We start from the raw sequence: 1,334 nt of genomic DNA on the forward strand, positions 1-1,334 counted from the left end.
AACACTGACTATGTTATCGGCGTTGATAATCTTATTGTGGGTGATTGAACGACGAGCAAAGATGTCAAGGTTCAAGCAGTCGATGGTAGTACAAAATTGCTAAGTTTGACCGCTAAAACAATCCCGGTGCAACAAAAAGAAAAAGAGATTCCACCAACACCAGACAATAAAAAACAAGATGGCGATAGTAAGTTGTGAATTATTGGCGTTGTTGTTGGTGTCTTGGTGGGTTTTGGCCTGGCGTATTGGTTGTTTAAAAGATTTGTTTTTGATAAATATTTTTTACCAAAAATTAAAAAACGCCACCATCTTAAATTAGTTGAACAAATTAAAAAAGAAGAAGCAGAAAAAGAAGCAACAAAACAAAAAGGTGGTGAAAAATAATGATGACTTTGTTAGCGACAAGTGGATCAAGATAAAGCCAACATCATTTAAAAATGTCATAGCTATTTAAAATAAAATATTGTTGTGTAGAAAAGATAGTTAGAGAACCACGCACTATTCCCAAAATTTCTGCTAAAAATTTTCTAACTATCTTTTCTACACAACAATATAAATAATTATACTTTTTAAAAATGTCATAGTAAATATTTATGCTATAATAAACACAACTAAATAAAAACATAGAAAATGACTTCACCGTCATTCTTCTATACAACCTATTAAGCGGCAGGCAAAGCCAATTAGTAGGGTCTGATATAATTTAATCCCCACCTTCTGGTAGGTCAGTTAAATTATAACATTTTTTAATTTTTGTGTATAGGTAGAATGATAAAAAAGTCATCTACCTATTTTTTTTATTTATGAAAATATTTGATTAGAAAGGAATTGGTGTTATGCGCAGAGCAAGTTATGTGAACACAAAAATTGATTATGATCAAAATGATGTTCAAAAAGAACAACGCAGAATTAGACAACAACAAACTGAACAACACCCTGGGCGATTAGCTTTAAAACAGTGAGAGAAACAATGAAAAAGTGGTTGATTTGAAAACTTAACCAAAGAAAAACAAAAAACATATAAGTTAATCACAAACAAACTATCATTGGAAAAGAAAAAGTTTGAATTGGTAAGAGTTCGTCAGGAATGAAAACGCAACTGATACAACAATTTAGACAAAGAAAAACAACGCGAATATAAAAAACGCGTTGAAAAAATAAAAAAAGAACACAATTTATAAAGCATAAATATTTATCTTTAAATTATAGTTGAAAAAAACAAAAGAATATTATTAGACTTCTTGCATAACCTATTAAAATAATTGTAAATATTTTTAAAAAGATACTAATAGCAAATTATAATTTTAATTAATTATGTCTTTTATTTAAAAATT

Annotated in this window: 1 protein-coding gene and 1 pseudogene; both read left to right on the plus strand. The window is 28.6% G+C overall.

Features of this window, described 5'->3' with window-relative positions:
- Window positions 1-384: pseudogene (locus EHU54_RS05865) on the plus strand (adhesin); the annotation flags it as partial.
- Between the two features lie 452 nt (window positions 385-836).
- The gene (locus EHU54_RS05870; RefSeq protein ID WP_400249461.1) at window positions 837-1,181 is read left to right on the plus strand and encodes a hypothetical protein; all 345 of its coding nucleotides are present in this window, start codon (window positions 837-839) and stop codon (window positions 1,179-1,181) included.
- Window positions 1,182-1,334: the final 153 nt, after the last annotated feature.

This window comes from Spiroplasma sp. ald (assembly GCF_044714355.1).
Classification (GTDB): domain Bacteria; phylum Bacillota_I; class Bacilli_A; order Mycoplasmatales; family Mycoplasmataceae; genus Spiroplasma; species Spiroplasma phoeniceum.